This window comes from Burkholderia sp. SRS-25 (genome assembly GCF_004343765.1).
In the GTDB taxonomy this organism is placed as follows: domain Bacteria; phylum Pseudomonadota; class Gammaproteobacteria; order Burkholderiales; family Burkholderiaceae; genus Burkholderia; species Burkholderia contaminans.
Genome location: NZ_PTXM01000037.1, coordinates 18923 through 40995, shown reverse-complemented (window position 1 = coordinate 40995; position 22073 = coordinate 18923). Strand labels below are relative to the sequence as shown.

The window sequence follows — 22073 nt, the reverse complement described above, 5'->3', positions numbered from 1 at the left end:
GTCCGGGAATGTCCACGTACACTGCGGCTACCCTGTTCCCCGGTGCATTCGGGCACCGCGGGAGACACCGTTTTCCGGAGCCGCATCGATGCAATCCCGTCCGATCTACATGGACTACAGCGCGACGACGCCCGTCGATCCGCGCGTGGTCGACAAAATGGTGCCGTTCCTGCACGAGCAGTTCGGCAACCCGGCTTCCCGCAGCCACAGTTACGGGTGGGAGGCCGAGCAGGCCGTCGAGGAAGCGCGCGCACACGTCGCTGCGCTGCTCGGGGCCGACCCGCGCGAAATCGTGTGGACCTCCGGCGCGACCGAGGGCAACAACCTCGCGATCAAGGGTGCGGCGCACTTCTATCAGGGCAAGGGCAAACACCTCGTCACGGTGAAGACCGAGCACAAGGCCGTGCTCGATACGTGCCGTGAACTCGAACGTCAGGGCTTCGACGTCACGTATCTCGACGTGCGCGAAGACGGCCTGCTCGATCTCGATACGGTGCAGCAGGCGCTACGCGCCGACACGATCCTGGTGTCGGTGATGCTCGCGAACAATGAAACGGGCGTAATCCAGCCGGTGGCCGAGATCGGTGCGCTGTGCCGCGCGCGCGGCATCGTGTTCCATTGCGACGCGGTGCAGGCGGCCGGCAAGATTCCGGTCGACGTGAATGCGCTGAACGTCGACCTGCTGACGGTGACCGCGCACAAGGTCTACGGCCCGAAGGGAATCGGCGCGCTGTACGTGCGCCGCAAGCCGCGCGTGCGGATCGAAGCGCAGATGCACGGCGGCGGCCACGAGCGCGGGATGCGCTCGGGCACGCTGCCGACGCACCAGATCGTCGGGATGGGCGAGGCGTTCCGGCTCGCGAAGGAAGAGATGGCGGAAGAGAGCCGCCGCGTAGGCGCATTGCGCGACCGGCTGCTGGCCGGCCTGTCGACGCTCGACGAGGTTTACGTGAACGGCGATCTCGCTCGCCGGATTCCGCACAATCTCAACGTCAGCTTCAATTTCGTCGAAGGCGAATCGCTGATCATGGGAATCAAGGGTGTCGCGGTATCGTCAGGCTCCGCGTGCACGTCGGCATCGCTGGAGCCGTCGTACGTGCTGCGCGCACTCGGCCGCAGCGACGAGCTTGCGCACAGCTCGATCCGCTTCACGCTCGGCCGCTTCACGACCGAAGCCGAAGTCGACAGCGTGATCGCGCAGGTGCGCGACACGGTCGGCAAGCTGCGCGAACTGAGCCCGCTGTGGGACATGCATCTCGAAGGCGTCGACCTGAATACGATCGAGTGGGCCGCGCACTGAGCGTGACCAAAGCGTCAGGCCGGCCTGCGGCTCGCGCGCGTCAGCCTTTTTCCTGGCGCGCGATCAGGTGGGCGAGATCGAGCGTCGCGCGATCGCCATTGGTGACGAGGCGGTCGATCACCGAGCAGAGTGCCTTGAATTCGGTCTTCGTCACGCCCTCGAACAGCACGTTGTTGATGCGCTGTTGCGTATCGGCGAACGCCTTCAGCAGCTTCGAGCCCGCCGGCGTGACCGTGAGCCGCATCTTGCGCTTGTCGTCGGGATCCGAGCGTTTGTCGATCAGGCCGAGCTTCTTCAGCTTGCCGGTCTCGATCGTGACGAATGCGCCGCTCAGGTGCAGGTGATCGGCGAGGCGGTTGACGGTCACGATGTCATCGTGCGACAGGTGCGAGACCGAGACGAGCAGCGAATACTGGATGCCGGTGAGGCCGATCAGTGAGCCGAAGCCGTCGCGCACCGACAGCAGCCGGGCCGCGAACGGCAACAACCCGTTGATCAGGTGACGAAATTCCGTGTCCGTGCCGTCGATCAGGCAGGCCGGGTTGGTAATGGTCAGAACGGACTCCTCTTGCTGCTTGGCCATGACTTCGACGCTCCGTACGGTCATGCGAATTTAGCTTTGAAACGAAATTATACGGCAAAGGCACTTACGCTCCTGGCCAGGCCCGGCCGGCGAATGTGTCCCGATTTCCCGACCCAGGAGGCTTCACCCATGCCCTTCCCGCTTCATCCCGCGTCGGTTCGCGCGCTGCTCGAATGCTATTTGCGCGCGAAGGACCTGAACCGTCCCGCGCTGATCGCCGACTGCTTCGCGACCGATGCAGAGCTGAGCTTTTCGCTCGCGAACGACGATATCGATTTTCCGCCGCGCGTGACAGGCGCGGCCGCAATTGCGCGCACGCTGGTCGAGGAATTCGGCGAGCGGTTCGAGCGGTGCCGGACCTATTACGTTTGCACGGCACCCGAAGTCGACCCGCACGGCGTCAGCGGGATGTCGTGGCTCGTCGTGATGCGGCAGAAGGACAACGGCGCGTTGCGGATCGGGCACGGCACGTATCGCTGGCAGTTCGCGGGCAACGGCGAAAGCGACGACGACGCGCGCATTGCCGCGTTGCATATTCATATCGCACGGATGGATACGATCGATGATCCGCAGTCGGTGAAACTCGATGCGCTGCATGCTGCGTTCGGGTATCCGTGGCTGCCGGCGCACGCGTTCGCGCGCGGGCTCGCGGATGTGGCGGCAGCGCAACCGGAATGGGTATTCCTGACGCCATTCCGGCAGGCAGCCGCGGCCGGTTGAAGCACGGCCGGGCACGCAACCGCATCACGGCGCGAGCGCTAACCTTCGCGCCCGGCAAGGAGCTGCGCAGCCGTCATCAAACGCGGATCATCGCTCGTCAGATCCTCGCCGTAATAGGCAATCGTTGCGCGTTCGTCGAGCAATAGCGGAATCACGATCCGCCCGCACAGCGTCCGCTCGACCGCTTCGCCGAACGTGAATCCGCACAGATACACGCCGTCGACCACGCAGTTCGTCGCGAATACACGCCCCTGCGCATCGACATAAAACTCGACGTACCCGAGATCGTCCTCGGCAACGCCGATCATCGTCGTCCCGATCGCCTGTTCCCACGCGGCAATCTGGCGATCCTTGCGCGCCAGCGCGTGAAACGCGAGCCCCATCCGCGCGCAGGTTTCCCCGCGGCGATCGGCGCGATCCGTTCCCACGATCAACCCGTCGAACGCTCGCAGGATCGTATCGCCCGGATGGTCGCCGTCGTGCGACGATACCCGGCCCTCGGCATCGCCGCGCCAACCGGCTGCGACAAATAGCGACCTGACAGTCGAAGGAATCTCGATCACGACAACGCTCCTGAAGTTTTCGCACACGATACGGTGCGCATCGACGCCCGCCGCCGATGAGGCATCGCACCTACCGGCCCTTCACTGCACTCCCTCGAGCACCTGCCGCACGCCCTCCCAATCCAGCCCGAACCGCGCGAGATACTTGCGCAGCCGGTCCGCATCGTTCGGCTGCTTCTTGCTCTGCCGCGATACCGCGAACAGCGTGCGCCCGGCTTCCGACAGGCTGGCCGACACGCGGCACACGTCGAGCACGCGTTCGAGCTGCGCGCGGTCGAACAGGTCGAGTTCCGCAGCCCGCGCACCGAACACCGCGTCGACGCAGGCATCGGACGCACCCGCGCCGCCCGGCGACGACCACGTGCGCGTCAGCCGCTCGACTTCCTGTTCGGCAAGCGCTTCGGTGATCCGCCCGGCATCGGCCAGTGTCGCCATCCGCGTGACCGACGCGGACAGCTCGCGGAAGTTGCCCGCCCACGCCGCACGTGGCGACGCGGCGAACGCGAGATAGCGCCGCTTCGCCTCGACGTTGAACCGCACCTGCTCGCCCTGCTCTCGACCGAAACGGTCGAGCTCGAATTCGAGGTTCGGTTCGATATCCTCACGGCGCTCGGCCAGCCCCGGCAACTCGTACGTCCACAGGTTGATCCGCGCGTAGAGATCCTCGCGGAACGTGCCGGCCGCCACCATCTGCCGCAGGTCGCGGTGCGTACCCGCGATCAGCTCGAAATCGCTGGTCGCCTCGACGTCCGCGCCGACCGGCAGGAAACGCTTCTCCTCGATCGCCTTCAGCAGCATCGCCTGCTCGTCGAGCCCGAGTTCGCCGATCTCGTCGAGAAACAGCAGGCCGCCGTCCGCCGCGCGCAGCAGCCCGGCACGCGCGGACTGCGCGCCCGTGAACGCGCCCTTCACGTGGCCGAACAGCGTCGACATGGCCGCGTCGCCGCGCAGCGTCGCGCAGTTGATCTCGATGAACGGCCCCGCGAGCCGATGGCGGCCGCGCTTCAGCTCGTACACGCGCTTCGCGAGAAACGACTTGCCGGCCCCCGTCGGCCCGACCAGCAGCATCGGCGCGCGCGAACGCACGGCCACGCGCTCCAGTTGCTCGATCAGCGCGTTGAAGCGTGCATTGCGCGTCGCAATGCCGGCCTTCAGGAACGACACGGTTTCGTCGCGCTCGCGCGTGAAGCGCTGCGCGATCCGGTTGTAGCGCGACAGGTCGAGATCGATCACCGACATCGTGCCTGGCCCGCTCGGCCCTTCGTCGGTCTTTTGCGGCGGCGCCGTCTGCGCGAGACGCGCAGGCAGGTAGCGCGCCTCTGCCAGCAGGAACCAGCAGATCTGCGCGACGTGCGTGCCGGTCGTGATGTGGACCAGGTAGTCCTCGCGGTCGAGATCAAACGGGTAGGCGCGCGCGAAATCGTGCAGCGTGGCGTAGACCTCCTCGAAATCCCACGGATCGCGAATCTCCATCGGGATGAGCCGCACGTCGGTATGCGGCGACACGCGCTCGAGATCCTGCTTCACGCGGTTCGCGAGACGCGCGTAGTTCGGCGAGTGCAGCAGTTCGAGCCGGTCGATCGGCGTGTCACGCTGCTCGCACAGCGAAATCGTCGGCCGCCAGTTGCGCCAGCGGCGCTGCGAGCCGCCGCCCTGGTCGAGCACGGTACCGAGAAAACCGATCGCAACAGTCTTTCGCACGTTTATCTCATAGGATAAGAAGCGATCCCATTGTATCGAATTCTCCTGATCGAGCCACCACCGGATATCCGAAGCCACTCACGATTTAAAATAATTTCTCCTTTTACTTCAATGGCTTGAGATTTTTATCGAGCATCGGGTCACCCACTGGCACGCTCCTCGCTAAATAGAAAGCGCCGGATGTCCCGCTGGCCCACGAGCCAGGGTTCAACAAGCCCTGCTGGTGCGCCGCCGCCGAACCTCGTTCGTCGCGGCAGCGTATGTCGCCATGGGCAGACGAAGGCAAACGGGCGCGTACTGGAACTTCGCCCGGGTTCGAATCCCGGGGCGCCCTCCGTTCGGTAGCTCATTTGGGTAGAGCAGCCGGCGCAAGCCGGTGTGTAGCGGGTTCGAATCCCGCTCGAACACTGTCCGCAAGGACAGTCTCTTGATAGAAGCAGTACCCGCCGGTGCGGGCCGCAAGGCCCGCCGCACGTCGGACCGGTTGCGGTTCCGCGCGATCGGCCGGACGGCCGCACGGCCCGCGCGAAGGCGCACGACGACGCGATGCAGGATGCGTCGCCGTGCACTTCGACGCCGGGCCAGCGTGCCGCCCGCCCGGTTGCGTCGCCCCGCGATCCGCACGATGCGCGTCACCCGGCGGTCATTGAAGAAAAGGACAAGAATATGTGGATGCGACATGTAGTGAAGAAGAACGAACGCGCACTGCTGATGAATGAGGGCGATTTCGTGAAGGTGCTGGAACCGGGCGTGTTCAAGGCCTTCGATCCGTTCAAGCGTTTGTCGGTGCAGACCGCGCGTCTCGACGCGCCGCTCGCCGACGCGGCACTGGCCGACTATCTGCGTCACGACGCGCCGGACGTGCTCGCGCAGCACTTCGTCGCGATGGATCTCGCCGACGATGAAGCGGGCCTGCGCTGCGAAGACGACGTGCTCGTCGAGATCCTGGCGCCGGGCACGCGCCGGCTGTACTGGCGCGGCCTGACCGCGCACCGTCTGGAACGCGTCGATCTCATGCAGGACAGCATGCTGCCGGCCGCGCTCGTGAAGCGCATCGCGCAGCCGGCGCTGCGTGCGCGCGGCGTGGCGGGCCTGACGGGCGTGCTGCTGGCGCAGGTGCCGGCGTATCACGTCGGCGTGCTGAAGATCGACGGCAAGATCGAGCGGTTGCTGGACGCGGGCGTGGCAGCGTTCTGGCGCTTCAACCGCGACGTCGCGGTCGAACTCGTCGACCTGCGTTTGCAGGCGATCGAAGTCGGCGGGCAGGAAATCCTGACGCGCGACAAGGTCGCGCTGCGGCTGAACCTGTCGGCGACGTGGTGCTATGCGGACGTGCTGCATGCGTTCGGCCAGCTGCAGAAACCGGTCGAACACCTGTATCGCGAGCTGCAGTTCGCACTGCGATCGGCCGTCGGCACGCGCTCGCTCGACGAACTGCTGGAGGACAAGCAGTCGATCGACGACGTCGTGATCGCGCAGGTGCGCGCCCGCCTCGGCCATTCCGGCGTGGACGTGCGCAGCGTCGGCGTGAAGGATATCGTGCTGCCGGGCGACATGAAGACGATCCTCGCGCAGGTGGTCGAAGCGGAGAAATCCGCGCAGGCGAACGTGATTCGCCGCCGCGAGGAAACGGCGGCCACGCGTTCGCTGTTGAACACCGCGAAGGTGATGGAAGAAAACCCGACCGCGCTGCGGCTCAAGGAGCTGGAAACGCTCGAGCGCGTCGCGGAACGGATCGACCGCATCTCGGTGTTCGGCGGTCTCGACCAGGTGCTGAACGGACTCGTCAGCATCAAGGGCGCGTAATGAACGATCGGGCACGGCGCACGGGCGCCGTGCCTCGTGAACAAGGTAGCAAGGTGATGAACATGAGTGAAATGGATTACCAGGTGATGGAACTGGCGAACGGCAAGCCGGTGAAGATGTGGACGCAAGGCGTCGCCGTCGAAGACGAAGCACGCGCGCAACTGCGCAACACCGCGCAGATGCCGTTCATCTTCAGTCACGTCGCGGTGATGCCGGACGTCCACCTCGGCAAGGGCTCGACGATCGGCAGCGTGATCCCGACGAAGGGCGCGATCATTCCGGCGGCGGTTGGCGTCGACATCGGCTGCGGGATGATGGCCGCGCGCACGACGCTGACGGCGTCCGACCTGCCGGATTCGCTCGCGGGCCTGCGCAGCGCGATCGAACGCGCGGTGCCGCACGGCCGCGCGCCGGGCCGCCGCGATCCAGGCGCGTGGGGCGACCGCACGCCGGCCGCCGTGACCGAATCGTGGAAGTCGCTGCAACCGGGCTTCCAGCGGATCGTCGACAAGTATCCGAAGCTGGAAAAGACGAACCACTACGCGCATCTCGGCACGCTCGGCACCGGCAATCACTTCATCGAAGTGTGCGTCGACGAAGCGGACCACGTGTGGTTCATGCTGCACAGCGGCTCACGCGGCGTCGGCAATGCGATCGGCAGCCTGTTCATCGAACTCGCGCAGGCCGACATGCGGCAGCACATCGCAAACCTGCCGGATCGCAACCTCGCGTATTTCACCGAGGGCAGCCGGCACTTCGACGACTACGTCGAAGCGGTGGGCTGGGCGCAGGACTACGCGCGCCGCAACCGGCAAGCGATGATGGACGCGGTGATCGGGGCGGCACGCGGCGTGATCGCCAAGCCGTTCTCGGTCGACGAACACGCGGTGAACTGCCACCACAACTACGTGCAGCGCGAACACCACTTCGGCGAAGACGTGCTCGTGACGCGCAAGGGTGCGGTGTCGGCGCAGAAGGGGCAGCTCGGGATCATTCCGGGCTCGATGGGGGCGAAGAGCTTCATCGTGCGCGGGCTCGGCAACCCGGACAGCTTCTGCTCATGCAGCCACGGCGCGGGCCGGACGATGAGCCGTACCGAAGCGAAGCGCCGCTTCACCGTTGACGACCAGGTGAAGGCAACCCAGGGCGTCGAATGCCGGAAGGACTCGGGCGTCGTCGACGAAATCCCGATGGCCTACAAGGACATCGACGCGGTGATGGCGGCCCAGCGCAGCCTCGTCGAAGTGGTGCATACGCTGCGCCAGGTGGTGTGCGTGAAAGGATAGCGCGGTGCGCGGCCGGGGGCCGGCGGCCGCGCACAACGAAAAGGAAGCAAAAACAATGAAAACGGAAAAATTGACGACCGTGCGCGGCGCACATCCGATCGATCCGGCCGTGCGGGCGCGCGTGATGGCGGAGCTTGAAGAAGTAGAGCGCCGCCACGACGTGAGCGTGCTTTTCGCGTGCGAATCGGGCAGCCGCGGCTGGGGGTTCGCATCGCCGGACAGCGATTACGACGTGCGCTTCGTGTATGCACACAAGCGCGACTGGTACCTGAGCGTCGAGTCGCAACGCGACGTGATCGAGCGGCCGCTCGACGACGAGCTCGACGTCAGCGGCTGGGAACTGCGCAAGGCGCTGCAACTGCTGCGCCGCTCGAACCCGACGCTGCTCGAATGGCTCGACTCGCCCGTCGTGTATCGCGAAGACGCGCGCTGGGCGCCGCGGCTCAGGTCGCTGGCGTCGGCGTTCTTCTCGCCGGTGCGCGGGCGTCACCACTACCTCGCGATGGCGAAGAAGAACTTTCGCGGCTATCTGCAAGGCGACACGGTGCGTTACAAGAAGTACCTGTACGTGCTGCGGCCGCTGCTCGCGGTGCGCTGGATCGATACGGGGCTCGGGATGCCGCCGATGCGCTTCGTGGACCTCGTCGACGGCACCGTGCACGAGCCGGCGGTGCGCGCGGAACTCGACGCGTTGCTCGCGCTGAAGATGAGCGCGAACGAAAGCGAGTACGGGCCGCGCCGGCCGGCGATCCACGCGCTCGTCGAGACGATGCTCGCCGATGCCGAACACGATCGCGAATACAAGCGGCCGTGGGGCGACGTGGCGATGCTCGATGCGTTCCTGCGCGACGTCGTCGACGGGCGATGAAAGGTGAACGGCGCGATGCCTGAGGGCGTCGCGCCGTTTTTTTCACCCGCGCTTGTCCGACCCATGCCAGCAACCGCCGTGCCCGCACACTACGCGTCGTCGTCGCGATCGCAACACATTGCGGCGGTATACTCGACGCTGTTCGGTAACGCGCGCCGCCGCATGCGCCGCAGCCTTCGACCTGCCCCGCTTGCTGACGATCCGCTTGCAGTCCGACGTCTTCCGCCCGCCCTTCCACAGTCGATACGAACCGTCATGTCGCACCGCCTTTCGCTCGCCATCGCCGCCCTCCTCGCCGTTTCCCCGATCGTTGCCCAGGCTCGCCCGCTCGCGCGGCCGCCGGTCGAGCGCAACTTCAAGAACTGGTCGGTCGTCTGCGACAACGGCAACCGTTGCATTGCCGAAAGCCACGCGGACGATATCGACGACGCACGCACGCGCGTCATCCTGCGCGTGACGCGCGATGCGGGCCCGGACGCACAGGCATCGCTCGACCTCTACGCGTCGGCGCCGCTGGACCTGCGCACCGCACGCGTGGATGGCCGGCCGTTCGATGCCATGGCTGCCCAATGGCATGCGTTCGGCGGCAAACCGGACGATGACGACGCGCATCCATTCCGGATCCGCACCAACGATCCGGCAACGGTTGCGGCATGGCTCACCGCTTCGCGCAATGCGCAGTTGCTGAGCTTCGGCGATCCGGCGTCGGCGCAAACCGCCCGCACGCCGTTGACGGGATTGAATGCCGCGCTGCTGTTGATCGACGACACGCAGGGCCGGGTCGGCACCGTTACCGCGCTGCTGCGCCCGGGCACCCGGCCCGCGTCGTCGGTACCGGCCGCACCGGCACTCCCGCCCGCCGTCACGCCGGCACCGGCCGTCGCGGACCTGTCGGCCGCCGAGCAACGCCCGCTCGTCGACGCGGTGCTTGCGAAGTTCGGCGGTGACGTGAAGCAATGTGCGGCCGACGTCGAAGACGAAATGTCGGCGAGCGATCGCCGGAAGGCATCGCGCGCCGTGGCGATCTCCGCCGACGAAGCACTGGTCGCGATACCGTGCCAGACCAGCAGCATGTATAACCACACCGACCTGTGGTACCGCGTGCGACGGACGGCACCATTCACGCCGACGGCGATGAATTTCGGCGAGAACGCGAGCGCGGGGCTCGATTCGGCGTCGTTCGCGAACGAACTGACCGAGGCCGGCTACGATTCCGCCAGCGCGACGTTGTCGAGCAAGGTGAGGCTGCGCAGTGCCGGTGATTGCGGCTCGACCGCCTCATGGATCTTCGACGGCCGGCGCTTCGTGCTCGGCGACATTGCGACGCACGGCACCTGCAACGGCCTGTTCGACGATCAGTGGCCACGCCTGTATCGACGGGCCGATGCGGCAGGAAACCGCTGACGCATCACCTCACGCGCCGACGATCGAGATCGAGAACCCGTCCCAGCCCTTCTGCCCGACCGTCTGCACGGCGGTCGTCGTGAGGTTCGGTGCGGCCGCGAGACGCGCGAACCCGTCGCGCACGCCGACCACGTCGGGTTCGCGATTGTCCGGATCGGCCACGCGCCCGCCGCGCACGACGTTGTCGACGACGATCACCGTGCCGGGCCGCGACAGCTTCAGCGCCGCATCGAGATATACGGGGTTGTTGTCCTTGTCGGCATCGATGAAGATGAAATCGAACGGCGTTTCACCCGCGTCGACGAGCCGCGCGAGGCTATCCTTGGCACTGCCGACCACCACCGTCACGACTTCCGCGAACCCGGCACGCGCGATGTTCTGCGTCGCGACCTTTGCATGGTCCGGATTCAGTTCGAGCGTCACGAGCGTGCCGCCCGGCGGCAACGCGCGCGCGAGCCAGATCGTGCTGTAGCCGCCGAGCGTGCCGACCTCGAGAATCCTCCGCGCGCCGCGGATCGTCGCGAGCAGTTGCAGCAGCTTGCCCTGGTTCGGCGCGACGTTGATCGCGGGCAGCCCCGCTGCGTCGCTCGCCGCGAGCGCCGCGTCGAGCGCGTCGTCGGATGGCACGAGCGTCGCGGAAAAATACGCATCCACCTGGTTCCAATGATCCTGATTCATCGCGCACCCCTTGTTTGCGGAACAGGCATTTTATGCGCCGCCCCGCCATAAGCAACAAACCATTCGTTCTAAGGGCAGATGCGCACGTGCTCCTATAATCGCTCGACCACCACAACAACAGACGGAGCACCCATGACCGATCAGGCCGCATCGAACTGGCGCCTCGAAACCATCGCCGTACACGGCGGTTATCGTCCCGACCCGACCACGCGCGCGGTCGCCGTACCGATCTACCAGACCGTTGCGTACGCATTCGACGACACGCAGCACGGCGCCGACCTGTTCGACCTGAAGGTCCAGGGCAACATCTACACGCGGATCATGAACCCGACGACGGACGTGCTCGAGCAGCGCATCGCCGCGCTCGAGGGCGGCATCGGCGCGCTGGCGCTCGCATCGGGGCAATCGGCCGTCACGTACGCGATCCAGACGATCGCCGAAGCCGGCGACAACATCGTGTCCGCAAGTTCGCTGTACGGCGGCACCTACAACCTGTTCGCGCATACGCTGCCGCAATACGGGATCACGACGCGCTTCGCCGATCCGCGCGACCCCGCGTCGTTCGAGCCGCTGATCGACGCGCGCACGAAGGCGATCTTCGCGGAATCGGTCGGTAACCCGCTCGGCAACGTCACCGACATCGCCGCGCTCGCGGAAGTCGCGCATCGCCACGGCATCCCGCTGATCGTCGACAACACGGTGCCGTCGCCGTACCTGCTGCGCCCGTTCGAGCACGGCGCAGATATCGTCGTGCACTCGCTGACGAAGTATCTCGGCGGGCACGGCACGAGCCTCGGCGGCGCGATCGTCGATTCGGGCAAGTTCCCGTGGGCCGAGCATGCGGACCGCTTCAAGCGGCTGAACGAGCCCGACGTCAGCTATCACGGCGTCGTCTACACGGAGGCTTTCGGGCCGGCTGCGTATATCGGCCGCGCACGCGTGGTGCCGCTGCGCAACATGGGCGCGGCCATTTCACCGTTCAATGCGTTCCAGATCCTGCAAGGCATCGAGACGCTGGCGCTGCGCATCGAGCGCATCAGCGACAACGCACTGAAGATCGCGCAGCATCTCGCGCGCCACGAAAACGTCGAATGGGTGAACTACGCGGGCCTGCCCGATCACCCGGACCATCCGCTCGTCGCGCGCTACCTGTCGGGCCGCGCACCGGGCATACTGACGTTCGGCGTGAAGGGCGGCCGCGACGGCGGCGCGAAGTTCCAGGACGCGCTGAAGCTGTTCACGCGGCTCGTCAACATCGGCGACACGAAGTCGCTCGCCACGCACCCGGCATCGACGACGCACCGGCAACTGTCGCCGGCCGAACTCGCGAAGGCCGGTGTGAAGGAAGAAACGGTGCGGCTGTCGATCGGCATCGAGCATATCGACGACCTGCTCGCCGATCTCGACCAGGCGCTCGCGCAGCTTTGACCGCCACGGGCGCACCGGCTGGCAGGTGCGCCCTGCATCGAACGGGTTGACCTTGAAGCGGCTTCAAGGTGTTCAATCGCAGGTTGGTGCCGGGGCTACGCCCGGCGTACACGAACCGTACAATGCAGCGGGCAGCATGATGTCGAGCCCGCTGCGGTACGCCAACCGTCCGAGAGATCTCATGACACCGACCGCGAAGCTCGCGCTGCTCACGTTACCGCCCTTGCTGGCGGCCTGTTTCGGTGCCCTCGCGGCCGCGTGGCGCTCACCCGGCCCGAAAACTTCCAGCGTCATCCAGCATTTCACCGGCGGGATCGTGTTCGCGGCCGCCGCGCTCGAGCTGCTGCCGCAGGACCGCGCGCACGCGCTGTTTCCGGTCGTCGTCGGCTTCGTGCTCGGCATCGCACTGATGCTCGCGGTCCGCGCGCTGTCGGGCGCGATCGAGACGCGCTTCGAAGCGGCGCGGCTGCCCGTGAGCCTCATCATCGTCACCGCGATCGACCTCGTCATCGATGGTCTCGTACTCGGGATCGCGTTCTCCGCGAGCGACGAAAGCGGGATCATCCTGACCGTCGCGCTGACGCTCGAGGTGCTGTTCCTCGCGCTGTCGGTCAGCGCGGCGCTCGCGGCCGCCGGCATCGGTCGCCTGCTGTCGATCGTCGTACCGGTCGGGCTCGCGGCGCTGCTGAGCATCGCGGCCGTGGCCGGTAACGCCGCGTTCGCCGGCCTTCCTCCCAACCTCTACGCAGCGCTGCTCGGGCTGGGTACCGTCGCGCTGCTGTACCTCGTCACCGAAGAACTGCTGGTCGAAGCGCATGAGGTACCTGAAACACCGTTCGCAACGGCTGCGTTCTTCATCGGCTTCATCGTGTTCTTCCTCATCGAGGGATCGGTGAAGGCAGGATAAGCCGCGCACGACCGCGCACCGGCTACCACGTGGTCGCGCCCGTCGGATACGTATCGACGATGCGCGTGCCGTTGACGGGCGTCACGCCCTCGTTGCGCAGCGCGGCCCACAGGTCGATCGCATGTTCGCGCGACTTGCGGCTGCCGTCGTCGGTCAGCACGTTCAACGCGATCACGTCGTCGCCGGATGTCAGTTGCAACTGTTCCTTCAGCTTGCGCGACTGATGCGACGCGGTGCGGATGTCGCCGAGCAGGATGCGCTTCTCCGCGCCATTCGATCCACCGCCTGCAACGGCCGGCACGAGCGTCAGCCGGCCGTTGTCGACCTCGCATTGCCCGCGCATGAACGTCGCGCTCCACTCGCCGGCCGGCACGACCGCGAACTCGCAGCGTATCCGCTCGTTAGCGCGCCGGCCAACGTCATGCGCCGACGCGTGCGACAACGCTCGCTCCGGCCAGCCGGCCGCCATCGCGGCCGTCGACATCAGGCACGCCGCAAGCACGATTCCTTTCGCTAAATGGCGCATGGCACTCTCCTCTTCGTGTGGGGGGCGGCCGACCGGCGCCGCGCCGGCCGGCCGCGAATGAACGATCAACGAACCGTAAAGCGGTTGTCGTGGGCGTCGACCATCGGCGCCGTCTCGCCGCGATGCACCGTCGCACGATGGATTTCCCGGTTGCGCGCGACGGCGGCCGGGCTCGCGGGGTAGTCGTGATTCGGGCTCGGGATCACGCCATCGTGGCGCGCCCGCACCAGTTCCTGACGGACTTCCTGCCGGGTCTTCTGCTGCGCGGCCACGGCCTGGGAAAAGGCCGCCATCGACAGTGCGGCAGCGGCGATGACGATCATCGGTCGCGGAATGTTCATGTTGTTCGCTCCTTGCTGGAAATCCGTGACAGGAGCGTTCACTTTGAGCCGGCAGCGGTGCGGAATCGTGATCGCAGCATGACGGTTTCGTCACCACTTCCACACCATATGCGTCGCACTGCGAATGACATTTCGTCACGCGTTTCGCCATGCATGACGCGGCGATGACATTTTTCTCATTTGTCCCTCACCTCCACGATCCGAACGCTTTCCAGAATCGGCAGCGCCATCGCGATATTCCGCGCCCGCCGGCACCCCGCGCGGCACGAAATCGATCGATGCACGAAACGATCATCTTGACCTTCAGGGGCACACCATGAAAACTCCAGTTCGGCTCGCCATGATGTCGGGTGCGCTGCTCGCGACCGCTCACGCGGCCCACGCATCGGAAGTCACGTTATACGGCCTGTTCGATACGTCGCTGACGTACGTATGGAACGCCAACGCGGACGGCAGGAATCTCGTCGGCCTCGGCAACGGCAATCTGCTCGGCAACCGCTTCGGGGTGAAAGGCTCGGAAGATCTCGGCGGCGGGCTGAAAGCGATCTTCACGCTGGAAAACGGCTTCAATCCGAACACCGGCGCGCTCGGGCAGGGCAACCGGATGTTCGGCCGCCAGGCATTCGTCGGCCTCGAAAGCGCACGCTGGGGCACGCTGACGCTCGGTCGCCAGTACGATGCACTCGCGGATGTCGCGTGGCCGGTCACCGGCGACTTCTACTTCGGCAGCGTCTACGCAACACCCGGCGACGTCGACAACTACGACACGTCGTCGCGCACCGACAACGCGGTGAAATACACGTCGCCCGTGATCAACGGACTCCAGTTCGTCGGCATGTATGCGCTGGGCGGCGTGGCAGGCAAGAGCAGCGCCGGACAAACCTGGTCGGCCGGCCTGTCGTACAGCAACGGCCCGGTCGACGCGGCGGGCGGCTATTACTACGCGGCCAATCGCTCGTCACTCACCAACGGCATCCGCACCGGCTGGAATGGCACATCCGACGGCACGTTCGACGGGTCGCTGGTCAACGGCGGCTATATCTCCGCGAAATCGATCGGCATCGCGCGCGGCGCATTGCGCTACAACTTCGCGCCGTTCGCGGTCGGCATCGACTACAGCAACGCGCTGTACAAGGCCGATGCGATGTCCGCGTTTCGCAGCACGCAGAAGTACGACACCGCGCGCGGCTTCTTCAACTATCAGGCGACACCCAGCCTGCTCGTCGGCGTCGGCTACAGCTACACGCGTGCCCACGGCGATACGAGCGCAACCTACCATCAGATGTCCGCCGGCGCCGACTACATGCTGTCGAAGCGCACCGATCTCTACGCAGTCGGCGCATGGCAACGCGCGAACGGGGAGCAGCGCACGCTCGACGGCGGCACGCAAACGGCGCAGGCGTCGATCGGCTCGTATGGCTACGGCGGAACGCGCACGCAGGGCATCGTCAATCTCGGGTTGCGCCACCGGTTCTGACCGCGAAGGCATGACGCGCGCCGCGTGACGAAAATTTCATGTTCCGATCAGGTTCGCGAAGCGTCGTATCGCTACGATCGGAAACGTGACGGGCAGCGCCCGTTCCAGACCACGCAAGCGAGTCGCTGCCGCACGGCACGTCACGCGTTAGGCCCGGACACGTCGAGTGCCGGGCCTTTTTTTGATCGCGCGCCGACGATCAGGGCGTTGAATTGCGTTGCGGAAACAGGCAGTTGTGCGTCTTTACGTACAGGTTCGGATTGCCGCAACGATGCCCGGCGTAGTCGATCTGCTCGCCGGGCATGAGATCGGCCGGCACCGGCTTTTTCGCAGCGGCGGGCGCGGCCTGCGCAGTAGGCGGGGTGCCGGAACGTGTCGATGCGCAGCCCGAGAACAGCGGGACGATCAGGACTGCGATCAAGGCTAGGCGAATGGCGGGACGATGCACTTTTCGGTCCGGAAGGAAAGTCTGAACGAGGCCGCACGCGCTTCATACAGCGATTGCAAACGGCATGAATGCCGCCGGCCACATTGACCAGCGGCGGACTTCATGTTCCGCTTCCCGCTCATCGCGCCCATGACCCGAACATGACGATTGCGTCATGTCGGTCGCGTCCGAACGGCACCGCCCCTCATCACGCAATCTGACGCATTTTTCATCTCGCGATCACGATCACGCACGACTGCTTTCGCATACTGGGTCCATGGTTCGCCACCCGGCGGCCCTGATCAAGGAGAGCACTCGATGAAAACCGCAAAACTCGCAGCACTGTTCGTCACCGCCGCGCTGTCGCTCGGCATGGCCACGCAGGGCGCATTCGCGCAGACGCAAACGCAGGGCAAGACCCGCACGCAGGTTGTCAATGAACTGAAGCAGGCGCAGCACGACGGCGTCGTGCCGGTGAGCAAGACGCAGTACCCGCCCACCGGCGAGCTCGTCGCGCGCAACAAGGAACTGCATGGGATTTCGGTGCATGGCGGCGAGAAGAAGCCGCAGACCGACAACCACGACAACCTGACCGCGCAGAGATGATGCCCGGTCATACGACCGCGGGCGGCGCGCCGCGCACGGCCGCCTCATGGCGAACGCGCGGGCGTGCCCACCGGCGGTGTCAGGTATGGATGGCCGCCGGCCGTATCGGCTCGGCCGGCCGGCGCGGAAAGCGCAGCCAGAACGTCGTGCGCCGGCCGGGGTCGCTGTCGACGCCGCATTCGCCGCCGTGATTGTCCATGATCGACCGGACGATCGCGAGCCCCAACCCCGTCCCCTGCGCCGAGTTGTGCCGGGACGGATCGATGCGATAAAAGCGCTCGAAGATCCTTCCGACGTGCTGGGCCTCGATGCCGGGCCCCGTATCCGACACGGCGATCATCGTCGCCCCGCCCTGCTCCATGCAATCGATCGTCACGATGCTGCCGCGCGGCGCGTAGGCCAGCGCATTCGACAGCAGGTTGCTCAGCGCGCGCTGGTACAGCGTCAGATCCGCGTCGACCCACGCATGGCCGTCGACCTTCACCGTCACACCGGCATCCTCCGCAAGCGGCTCGTAATAGCCCGCGACGCGCCCCGCCTCTTCCGACGCATCCAGGCGCCGCACGCTGATCGACGTGCCGGCCTGCTCCGAACGCGCCAGGAACAGCATGTCCTCGATCATCCGCGACAACCGCTGGTATTCGTCGATGCTCGACTCGATCACGTTCCGGTATTCATCCGCGCTGCGCGGCTGCGACAGCACGACCTGCGCGGCCGCCTGCAGGTTCGTGAGCGGCGTGCGCATGTCGTGCGCGAGATTCGACGAGAACTGGCTCAGCCGCGTGAACGATTCGTTCAGCCGCTCGAGCATGCCGTTGAACGCGTGCTCGAGCTCCTTCAATTCGCCGGCCGTATCGAGCGCCGGCAGCGGATGGGCGAGCCGGCTCGTCGACATCTGTTCGGCGCGCGCCGCGAACCGCCGCAGCGGACTCAGCCCGAGCGCCGCGATGCCGTATGCGATCGCGGCCGCGAGCACCACGCCGAACACCTCGATCACGACGATCGTATAAGCGTGCGTGCGCAGCAGCAGCACGTCGGCGCTGCGGTCGTACTGCACCACGACGCGCACCACGGGCGCGCCCGCACCGGCAAGCGGCACATTCGTCACCAGATACTGCTGCCGTGCGCCGGGCGGCGCGACGCCCACCGGCACGCGCCCTGCATTCAGCGACATCAGGGGTGCAACGAGGCGGAAGCCCGGCGTGCCGACCAGGCGCGCGCCCGTGGCATCGAAGATCGCGAGATCCATGTTCGGATGACCATGCAACTGGTCGATCCAGATGTCGGTGTTGCGCGCGACGTCGGCCGTCGAGCGTGCTTCACCTAGGTGCGTACCCAACGCGGCGGATATGCCGGCCATCTGCTCGGCCGCCGTCGTGTCGACGCGATTGCTCAGCGCCTCGTACAGCGCGACGCCGCTCGACGCGAGGATCACCGACGTCGACAGGATGATCAGCGCGGTCAGGCGTCCGCGCAGCGTGCGCGGCAGCAGGCGCGCGATCATGCCGCGCTGCCGCCGCGCGCCTCGAGCACGTAGCCCATGCCGCGCACGGTGTGGATCAGCTTTGGGTCGTACGCGTCGTCGATCTTCGAGCGCAGGCGCCGGATCGCCGAATCGACGACGTTCGTGTCGCTGTTGAAATTCATGTCCCACACCTGCGACGCGATGGTCGCGCGCGGCAGGATCTCGCCTTCGCGGCGCATCAGCAGCCACAGCAGCGCGAACTCCTTCGCGGTCAGCAGGATCGTGTCGCCCTGCCGGGTGGCCTTGCGGCGGGTGAGGTCGAGTTCCAGGTCGGCCACGCGCAGCGTATTCGAATCGCGCGGCTGGCCGCGCCGCAGGATCGACTTGATTCGCGCGGTCAGCTCGACGAAGTCGAACGGCTTCGCGAGATAGTCGTCGGCGCCGAGCTCGAGCCCCTTCACGCGATCGCCGACATCGTCACGCGCGGTCAGGAACAGCACGGGCGTCGACTTGCTGCGCCGCAGGTTCTGCAGCAGCGTCCAGCCGTCCTGGCCGGGCAGCATCACGTCGAGCACGAGCAGGTCGTACTCCTCGGTTTCGGCCTGATGCTGGCCCGTGATGCCGTCCTCGACCCAGTCGACGACGTAGCCGGCCTCGGTCAGCCCCTTGCGCAGGTACGCGCCCGTCTTCGGTTCATCCTCGACAATCAAAATTCGCATCACGCATTACCCTTGAAGAAACCCAGCCGGCGCAGCACGCCCGAGCCGAAACCGCCGCGCAACGCCGTGCGCCACGACACCGCGTGGCTGACACGGTACAGCACCGGCAGCACCAGCAGCGTCAGCGCCGTGGACGACAGGATACCGCCGATCACGACCGTCGCGAGCGGGCGCTGCACCTCGGCACCGGTGCCGGTCGCGAACGCCATCGGCAGGAAGCCCAGCGACGCGACGAGTGCCGTCATCAGCACCGGCCGCAGCCGCGTGAGCGCGCCTTCACGCACGGCGGCCTCGAGCGGCATGCCTTCGTCGCGCAGGTTGCGGATGAACGAGATCATCACGAGCCCGTTGAGCACGGCGACGCCGGACAGCGCGATGAAGCCGACCGCCGCCGTGATCGACAGCGGAATCCCGCGCAGCCACAGCGACACGACGCCGCCGCTCAGCGCGAACGGAATGCCGGTGAACACGAGCAGCCCGTCCTTCACGTTGTTGAACATCACGAACAGCAGCACGAACACCATGAACAGCGCGAGCGGCACGACGAGCTTCAGGCGCTCGCTCGCGCTCTGCAGCTGCTCGAACTGACCGCCCCACGACACCCAGTAGCCGGCCGGCACGCGCACGTCCTGCTGCAGTTGGTCGCGCGCGTCGGCGACGAACGAACCGACGTCGCGGCCGCGCACGTTCGCGCTGACGACCACCCGCCGCTTGCCGTCCTCACGGCTGATCTGGTTCGGGCCGGGCGCGACGTCGATCGTCGCCAGTTCCGCGAGCGGCACATACGGCGCTGCCGCGAGCGGCGCGCTGGCGCCGGCCGCCGGTGCGGGCAGCGCGATCGGTAGCCGCTTGATCGCCTCGATGTCCGAGCGCAGCTCGTCGGGCAGCCGCACGACGATGTCGAAGCGACGGTCGCCCTGGAACAGCGTGCCGGCCTTCTGCCCGCCGACGGCCGCTGCAACCGAGTCCTGCAGGTCCGCAACGCTCACGCCGTAGCGCGCGAGCTTGTCGCGATCGAGGTTGACGGTCAGCACGGGCAGGCCGGTGGTCTGCTCGACCTTCACTTCCGACGCGCCCGGCACCTTCTGCAGCGCGGCCGCGATCTGCTCGCCGGTCTGGTTCAGCACGGCCATGTCGTCGCCGAAGATCTTCACGGCGACGTCGCTGCGCACGCCCGAGATCAGTTCGTTGAAACGCAGCTGGATCGGCTGCGAGAACTCGTACGCGTTGCCCGGCAGCTCGGCCAGCGCTTCCTCGATCTCGCGCACGAGCTGGTCGCGCGGCTTCTTCGGATCGGGCCACTTGTCGGCCGCCTTCAGCATGATGTAGCCGTCCGACAGGTTCGGCGGCATCGGGTCGGCCGCGATCTCGGCCGTGCCGGTGCGCGCGAACACGCGCTCGATCTCGGGGAAGCGCGCCTTCAGCGTCTTCTCGATCGACTTCTGCATCTCGACCGACTGCGACAGGCTCGTGCCGGGAATCCGCAATGCGGCAACGGCCAGGTCGCCTTCGTTGAGGCTCGGGATGAACTCGCTGCCGAGCCGCGTGGCCAGCCCGAGCGTGGCCAGCACGATCACGCCAGCACCGACCATCACGCGCGCCGGGCGCGTCATGAATGCGGCGAGCGCCGGCTCGTACGCGCGCCGCGCCCAGCCCATCAACCGGTTCTCCTTCTCCTCGACACGCTCGCCGATGAACAGCGCGACAGCCGCCGGAATGAACGTGACGGTCAGCACCATCGCGGCCGCGAGCGCCATCACGACGGTAATGGCCATCGGGTGGAACATCTTGCCTTCGACACCGGTGAGCGCAAAGATCGGCAGGTACACGACCATGATGATCAGTTGCCCGAAGATCAGCGCGCGACGCGCTTCCTGCGACGCGCCGAACACCTCCGCGAAGCGCTCGTCGCGTGTGAGCGGCCGGCCCGCGGCGGCCTGCGCGTGCGCAAGCCGCCTCACGCAGTTCTCCACGATCACCACCGCGCCGTCGACGATGATCCCGAAGTCGAGCGCGCCGAGGCTCATCAGGTTCGCGCTCACCTTCGCGTTCACCATCCCGGTGAAGGTCATCAGCATCGACAGCGGGATCACGAGCGCCGTGATCAGCGCCGCGCGCATGTTGCCGAGGAACAGGAACAGCACGGCGATCACGAGGATCGCGCCTTCGAGCAGGTTCTTCTTCACCGTCGCGACGGCCTTCTCGACGAGCACCGTGCGGTCGTACACGGGAATCGCCTTCACGCCCGCCGGCAGCGTGCGGTTCACGTCCTCCATCTTCGCGGCGACGGCCTTCGCGACCGTGCGGCTGTTCTCGCCCATCAGCATGAAGACCGTGCCGAGCACGACCTCCTCGCCGTCCGACGTCGCCGCGCCGGTGCGCAGCTCGCGGCCGATGTCGACCAGCCCGACGTCCTTCATCCGCACCGGCACGCCGCCGACGTTGGTCAGCACGATGCTGGCAATGTCGTCGACGGTGCGCGCCTGGCCCGGCACGCGCACCAGATACTGCTCGCCGCGCTTCTCGATGTAGCCGGCGCCGACGTTGTCGTTGTTGCGTTCCAGCGCGCGCACGACGTCGGCGAGCGTCAGCCCGTACGACATCAGCTTGGCCGGATTCGGCGCGACGCGGTATTCCTTCACGTAGCCGCCGATCGAGTTGACCTCGGTCACGCCGCGCACGTTGCGCAGCTGCGGCCGGACGACCCAGTCCTGCAGCTCGCGCAGGTCGGCCGCCGTATAGCGCGTGCCGTCGGGCTTGCGCGCGTTGGCGTCGGCCTCGACGGTCCACAGGTAGATCTCGCCGAGGCCCGTCGACGTCGGCCCCATCGCGGGCGCGATACCGGCCGGCAGCTTGTCCTTCGCTTCCTGGATGCGCTCGTTGACGAGCTGCCGCGCGAAATAGATGTCGGTGCCGTCCTTGAAGATCACCGTGACCTGCGACAGCCCGTAGCGCGAGATCGAGCGCGTCTGCTCGAGGCCCGGCAGGCCGGCCATCACGGTCTCGACCGGATAGGTGATGCGCTGCTCGGCCTCCAGCGGCGAATAGCCGGGCGCGGCCGTGTTGATCTGGACCTGCACGTTGGTGATGTCGGGCACCGCGTCGATCGGCAGCTTCTGGTAGCTGAACACGCCCAGCGCGGCCACGGCCGCGATCGCCAGCATCACGAGCCAACGGTGCGCAATCGCAAAGCGGATCAGGCGCTCAAACATGACGGGATTCCTTGAAACGGGGCACGGTCACCCTCGACGGACGGGCCGCCCGGCCG

20 protein-coding genes and 1 tRNA gene are annotated in these 22073 nt (G+C 66.6%); 11 read left to right on the top strand and 10 right to left on the bottom strand.

From position 1 onward, the window contains the following. The first annotated feature begins 88 nt into the window (after positions 1-88). Positions 89-1300: an IscS subfamily cysteine desulfurase gene (locus C5O79_RS35790; RefSeq protein WP_122475067.1), complete on the top strand. Its 1212-nt coding sequence runs from the start codon at positions 89-91 to the stop codon at positions 1298-1300. 40 nt (positions 1301-1340) lie between these two features. Here C5O79_RS35790 and C5O79_RS35785 read toward each other — a convergent pair whose 3' ends face one another. Then, a complete protein-coding gene (locus C5O79_RS35785; protein ID WP_047851721.1) occupies positions 1341-1883 on the bottom strand; it encodes a MarR family winged helix-turn-helix transcriptional regulator in 543 nt (180 codons plus the stop codon). Between the two features lie 129 nt (positions 1884-2012). On the opposite strand from C5O79_RS35785, the gene C5O79_RS35780 reads away from it, so the two are divergent. Further along, the gene (locus C5O79_RS35780) at positions 2013-2603 is read left to right on the top strand and encodes a nuclear transport factor 2 family protein (protein ID WP_122475065.1); all 591 of its coding nucleotides are present in this window, start codon (positions 2013-2015) and stop codon (positions 2601-2603) included. Between the two features lie 38 nt (positions 2604-2641). On the opposite strand, the gene C5O79_RS35775 is transcribed toward C5O79_RS35780, so the two are convergent. Next, complete coding sequence (locus C5O79_RS35775) at positions 2642-3166, bottom strand: SUKH-3 domain-containing protein (protein ID WP_122475063.1); 525 nt, start codon at positions 3164-3166, stop codon at positions 2642-2644. 81 nt (positions 3167-3247) lie between these two features. Next, positions 3248-4867, bottom strand: a complete 1620-nt coding sequence (rtcR, locus tag C5O79_RS35770; RefSeq protein WP_122475061.1) for an RNA repair transcriptional activator RtcR — start codon at positions 4865-4867, stop codon at positions 3248-3250. A gap of 335 nt (positions 4868-5202) precedes the next feature. On the opposite strand from rtcR, the gene C5O79_RS35765 reads away from it, so the two are divergent. The 5 genes from C5O79_RS35765 (at position 5203) to C5O79_RS35745 (ending at position 10231) form a co-directional block, all read left to right on the top strand. Continuing rightward, positions 5203-5275: transfer RNA gene (locus C5O79_RS35765), tRNA-Cys, on the top strand. Positions 5276-5533: 258 nt separating this feature from the next. After that, complete coding sequence (locus C5O79_RS35760) at positions 5534-6673, top strand: slipin family protein (RefSeq protein WP_122475058.1); 1140 nt, start codon at positions 5534-5536, stop codon at positions 6671-6673. Positions 6674-6735: 62 nt separating this feature from the next. Then, positions 6736-7959 carry an RtcB family protein gene (locus tag C5O79_RS35755; protein ID WP_122477327.1) on the top strand — a complete coding sequence of 408 codons (1224 nt, stop codon included), beginning with the start codon at positions 6736-6738 and terminating at the stop codon, positions 7957-7959. A 55-nt stretch (positions 7960-8014) separates the two neighbouring features. After that, positions 8015-8827, top strand: coding sequence for a nucleotidyltransferase domain-containing protein (locus C5O79_RS35750; protein WP_122475056.1), 813 nt, complete (start codon positions 8015-8017; stop codon positions 8825-8827). A gap of 255 nt (positions 8828-9082) precedes the next feature. Continuing rightward, complete coding sequence (locus tag C5O79_RS35745) at positions 9083-10231, top strand: DUF1176 domain-containing protein (protein WP_174242132.1); 1149 nt, start codon at positions 9083-9085, stop codon at positions 10229-10231. 9 nt (positions 10232-10240) lie between these two features. Here the strand turns inward: C5O79_RS35745 and C5O79_RS35740 are convergent, their stop codons facing one another. Then, entirely contained in the window at positions 10241-10909 is a 669-nt protein-coding gene (locus tag C5O79_RS35740) for an O-methyltransferase (RefSeq protein WP_122475053.1), read from the bottom strand. A 132-nt stretch (positions 10910-11041) separates the two neighbouring features. Between C5O79_RS35740 and C5O79_RS35735 the strand changes: the two genes are divergently transcribed. Beyond that, complete coding sequence (locus tag C5O79_RS35735; protein WP_039349320.1) at positions 11042-12337, top strand: aminotransferase class I/II-fold pyridoxal phosphate-dependent enzyme; 1296 nt, start codon at positions 11042-11044, stop codon at positions 12335-12337. A 181-nt stretch (positions 12338-12518) separates the two neighbouring features. Continuing rightward, entirely contained in the window at positions 12519-13244 is a 726-nt protein-coding gene (locus C5O79_RS35730) for a hypothetical protein (RefSeq protein WP_047851725.1), read from the top strand. Positions 13245-13266: 22 nt separating this feature from the next. On the opposite strand, the gene C5O79_RS35725 is transcribed toward C5O79_RS35730, so the two are convergent. Continuing rightward, the gene (locus C5O79_RS35725; protein WP_047851726.1) at positions 13267-13770 is read right to left on the bottom strand and encodes a hypothetical protein; all 504 of its coding nucleotides are present in this window, start codon (positions 13768-13770) and stop codon (positions 13267-13269) included. 65 nt (positions 13771-13835) lie between these two features. Further along, positions 13836-14111 carry a DUF4148 domain-containing protein gene (locus C5O79_RS35720; RefSeq protein ID WP_046549373.1) on the bottom strand — a complete coding sequence of 92 codons (276 nt, stop codon included), beginning with the start codon at positions 14109-14111 and terminating at the stop codon, positions 13836-13838. Positions 14112-14427: 316 nt separating this feature from the next. Between C5O79_RS35720 and C5O79_RS35715 the strand changes: the two genes are divergently transcribed. Then, positions 14428-15588 (top strand): porin, encoded by a 1161-nt coding sequence (locus tag C5O79_RS35715; RefSeq protein ID WP_122475051.1) that lies wholly within the window; start codon positions 14428-14430, stop codon positions 15586-15588. 199 nt (positions 15589-15787) lie between these two features. Here the strand turns inward: C5O79_RS35715 and C5O79_RS35710 are convergent, their stop codons facing one another. Next, positions 15788-16036 carry a hypothetical protein gene (locus C5O79_RS35710; RefSeq protein WP_236862370.1) on the bottom strand — a complete coding sequence of 83 codons (249 nt, stop codon included), beginning with the start codon at positions 16034-16036 and terminating at the stop codon, positions 15788-15790. Between the two features lie 297 nt (positions 16037-16333). Between C5O79_RS35710 and C5O79_RS35705 the strand changes: the two genes are divergently transcribed. After that, entirely contained in the window at positions 16334-16621 is a 288-nt protein-coding gene (locus C5O79_RS35705; protein ID WP_122475049.1) for a DUF4148 domain-containing protein, read from the top strand. Positions 16622-16700: 79 nt separating this feature from the next. On the opposite strand, the gene C5O79_RS35700 is transcribed toward C5O79_RS35705, so the two are convergent. The 3 genes from C5O79_RS35700 to C5O79_RS35690 are packed head-to-tail and all read right to left on the bottom strand — an operon-like array spanning position 16701 to position 22017. Then, complete coding sequence (locus C5O79_RS35700; protein WP_046549371.1) at positions 16701-18125, bottom strand: heavy metal sensor histidine kinase; 1425 nt, start codon at positions 18123-18125, stop codon at positions 16701-16703. After that, positions 18122-18805 carry a heavy metal response regulator transcription factor IrlR gene (gene irlR / locus C5O79_RS35695; protein ID WP_039349341.1) on the bottom strand — a complete coding sequence of 228 codons (684 nt, stop codon included), beginning with the start codon at positions 18803-18805 and terminating at the stop codon, positions 18122-18124. The genes C5O79_RS35700 and irlR overlap by 4 nt, the downstream gene beginning before the upstream one ends. Next, positions 18805-22017 carry a CusA/CzcA family heavy metal efflux RND transporter gene (locus C5O79_RS35690; RefSeq protein WP_046549370.1) on the bottom strand — a complete coding sequence of 1071 codons (3213 nt, stop codon included), beginning with the start codon at positions 22015-22017 and terminating at the stop codon, positions 18805-18807. The genes irlR and C5O79_RS35690 overlap by 1 nt, the downstream gene beginning before the upstream one ends. Positions 22018-22073 lie beyond the last annotated feature (56 nt).